The organism is Wolbachia endosymbiont of Cylisticus convexus (assembly GCF_003344345.1).
This window is the reverse complement of the sequence record NZ_QPIP01000216.1, coordinates 1-3921: the sequence shown is the minus strand read 5'-3', so window position 1 is coordinate 3921 and position 3921 is coordinate 1. Positions and strand designations below refer to the sequence as shown.

Below are 3921 nucleotides of genomic sequence, written 5' to 3'. Positions count from 1 at the left end.
GTACATACTGTAATTGCTATTGAATGATGGAGAGACATACTCCATTATTTTAGCACGAAGTAACAAATTCAATGAATTAGTTCTTCAAGAATAATTTAAACTTTTACAGTAGGAGTAGTCTCATGAAACATTATAGCGGGTTAGATGTCTCACTCAAAGAAACTTTTATTAGTATCATTGATGAGAAAGGAAAAATTGTTAAAGAAGGGGTTGTTGCAAGTGAAAGCAGTGCAATAGCTGAGTTTCTGCTTGGTCAAAACAAAAAATACGAGTCCATAGGAATAGAAAGCGGGCAATTATCAATATCGATGTGCAAAGAGTTGAGGAATCTTGGATTACCAGTAACTTGTGTAGATGCAAGGCATATGGCAGCAGCATTATCTGCGAGAATCAATAAGAATGATAAAAATGATGCAAGAGGCATAGCACAAATGATGAGAGTTGGGCTATTTAAGGAGGTATTAGTAAAATCAGACGAAGCTTGTCAGGTTAAAATAATACTTGGAAGCAGAAGACAATTAATACGTTGCAGAGAGCAAATTGCGGGAACAATAAGGGGATTACTGAAAATATACGGGATAAAAGTTAATCAACGTCTTAGTTCTGCAAACTTTGCTTTAAAAGTGCAAGAAATGGTTAATAATCTAGATGAAATTAGCCAAACCTCAATTGAATCATTAGTACATAGTTTAGAAATAATAGAAGAATCAACAAGAAAACTTGATAAAATGCTCTCAGAACAAAGCAAAAAAGATGAGGATTGTAAATTATTAACTACTGTTCCAGGAGTTGGTATTATAGTAGCAATGACATATAAAGCTGCAATAGATGATCTGCATAGGTTTGAAACATCTTATACAGTTGGAGCCTATATGGGATTAAGTCCAAGACAGTACGCTTCTGGTGAGATTGATCGACACGGAAGTATATCAAAAATGGGACCAGTGGACTGTAGGAATATGTTATATGAAGCCGCGCAGGTCTTACTGGTAAAATGTAAAAGGACATTTAAATTAAGAAGCTGGGGATTGAAGCTTAAAAAGAAAAAGGGCATGAAAAAAGCAATTGTTGCAGTAGCAAGAAAATTAGCCGTGATTATGCACAAGATGCTAATCGATAGAAAAGAGTTTTGCTATCAATAAACACTAAAGAAGTATAAAACAATAATTTTACTGAAAGTAAAGATAGCAATGCCGATGGAAGGGATAAGCAAGAGGATAAGTTGAAGCATAGACTTCGTGGCGTACATGTTGCCGTCCACTTCCGCCTACAAGTATAGTGCGGCTTGGCTACAATATAAATTAGCCATATTAGACCGCGGAGAGAACAATGGAAGCATGCTACTTTTAACTTATGTAAAATCATTAAGACTATAGAGGAAAAGAATGATACCTTAGTTTTTATAAGCTTAATGAATATGTGGATAAATACTTTAAGTTTGTGTGGACGTATTTATCCACATATTCATTGGCTACATAGTTTAAAAGAGATTAATTGGAAATTAGTGTTGATGTTTTTATTGCCAATAAAACCTCTTTTGATTGAATAAGATAATACAATAATAAATAAAAGGTTGTATTAGAGCTGAATTTTACATCAAAAAATATTTTTCATGATACAAAAAATTATTGTTGACTTTTATGCAATTAGAGAACTTATTCACATATTCATTGGCTGCATAATTTAAAAGAGATTAATTAGAAATTTAGTGCTGGTGTTTTTATTGCCAATAAAACCCCTTTTGATTGAATAAGATAATACAATAGTAAATAAAAGGTTGCATTAGAGCTGAATTTTATATCAAAAAATATTTTTCATGATACAAAAAATTATTATTGACTTTCATGCAATTAGAGAACCTACCTCTACTTGATAGAATACGAATTTCTAATTTTTTTCTTCTCTTATCCTCACTATTATTCATAAAACCTGCTACGCCAAGCCTGGCTATATAATAGTCATGTGGACAAGTGGTGCAAGATATATTGACTACTACGACAATGTTGTAAATTTTGACCTTTTTCATTGTTATGTTCTGTAGAATGAGATATATCTTTTACTCGAAACACTATATTTACTTCTTCAATATCAACTTCAATTCGCTTAACTAATATTCTGATAACATTACGTTTAGTTAGCCAATCTAAATCATCAAGCTTTGATTTAATATTGGAAAAAAACTCTTCTAAATTGGTTACAACGAGAGTTAATTCTTGTTGTAGATTTTTTCGATTGAATATTTTTTTCTTTTCCTCTTCAACTATTTTTAAGCTCTGTTTTGCTGCTTTAATTCGTGGTTCAAATTCTTCTTTGCTAATATACCCTTGAGTATAGCTATCAATAAGTCTTGAAATGCCTTGTTTCAGCTTATCATCTTGTTTTTTAAGTGAATCAGTTATTTGATCACATGGTGATTTTTGAAGTTCTGAAAGCCTACGCTGATATTCCTTTAAAATTCTGTTTGGATTTTTTAATAGGCTTTTAACTTCTTCCCACACAGCTGTCTCTAATGTAGAAGCACGAATTGTTTTACTATTACAAATCTTATTACCAGCAAAACGGTAAGCATCTGCGCCAATACAACGATAACATTTTTTTTGAGACTTGCCATATCTTTTAGCATAATAAGAATACTGGCAACGCTTGCATACCAATAAGCCTTGCAATAGATTAGTTGTTCCTATTTGTCTTGCTCTTTGCCTTTTTGCGTTCTCAGCTAATTGCTTTTGAACTATATCAAACAAATCTTCATCAACTATTTTAGGTACTGGAATGTAAATCCAATGTTCCCTTTCAACACGATAGGTAGAACTATTCTTTTTAGGTTGTTCACAGGAATGTTTGTATGGTCTTATTTGCGGCAGCTTTGCACCTACCTTTGTTTTACCAAAAGCTGCTTGTCCTTTATAGACAGGATTTTTTAGTGTACCACAAAGCGTGCCTTTATTCCAGCATTTTCCCTTCGCTGACATGATAGACATGGTATTTAGCTGGCGACATACTTCTCCAGCACTCATTCTTTCTCTGCCTATCCAAGAAAATAGCTTACGAACCACTTCCGCTTCTTCTTCATGAACTTCAAACCGAGCTTGCCCTCCTTCCATCTGTTTATTTATATAACGGTAGCCGTAAGGAGCTCTACACATTACATTTACACTACCTTTTTTAGCTGCATAAATTTTTCCTCGACGACATCTTTCAGTAATCTTTGTGTGTTCATATTCTGCTATCATACCTTGCATTTGTAACAATAAATGAGCTTCTGGACTATCATTAATCTGATTATTTAAAAAAATTACTTCTACTTTTGCTTTCTGTAATTCTTCAAGTAAAACCATCTGATATGCATATTTACGCGATAAACGATCAGGAGAATGAATATAGATTATGTCAATTTTACCTTCTGCTACTTTATTACGTAATTTTTCTAAGGCAGGACGAACTAAATTAGATCCACTATAGCCATTATCAACGAATTTATGTTCATCTAGCAATTCATGCCCATCTGCTTTAATTTTATTTTCTAAAGCTGAAAGTTGACTTGCAATCGTATTCTCTTGTACTTGTTTTTCTGAAGAAACTCTTGCATATAAGCTTACTGTTAACATTTGATCCTCCTTGAAGTTCTTTTTTATTTGCATTTACTGAATACTTTAGCACTGGCATTAATTTTGTGTAGGCGTCTAATAAATATACCTCTGCCAACCTATCAGGTTCATAACTAACTCGTATGGCAAATCTTTCTTTACTGTTCATAACATTCCATTTAAATAATATGCTCATTATTAATCCACTACATTAAAGCTGATAATTAGTTCGTCATTAGCGTCATAAATAAATGGAGCTCTTACTTTTGGACATAAAAGTTTTCTGGAAATACTTTTTTCAAGTTTTAAATTGTTGGCAACATTGTCGTAGGTG

At 32.7% G+C, this 3921-nt stretch carries 2 protein-coding genes; one reads left to right on the top strand and one right to left on the bottom strand.

The features are described 5' to 3' along the window. The first annotated feature begins 122 nt into the window (after positions 1-122). The gene (locus Wcon_RS10580; RefSeq protein WP_114517104.1) at positions 123-1142 is read left to right on the top strand and encodes an IS110 family RNA-guided transposase; all 1020 of its coding nucleotides are present in this window, start codon (positions 123-125) and stop codon (positions 1140-1142) included. An 816-nt stretch (positions 1143-1958) separates the two neighbouring features. On the opposite strand, the gene Wcon_RS10575 is transcribed toward Wcon_RS10580, so the two are convergent. Beyond that, positions 1959-3641, bottom strand: a complete 1683-nt coding sequence (locus Wcon_RS10575) for a recombinase family protein (protein WP_237350153.1) — start codon at positions 3639-3641, stop codon at positions 1959-1961. Between the last annotated feature and the right edge of the window lie 280 nt (positions 3642-3921).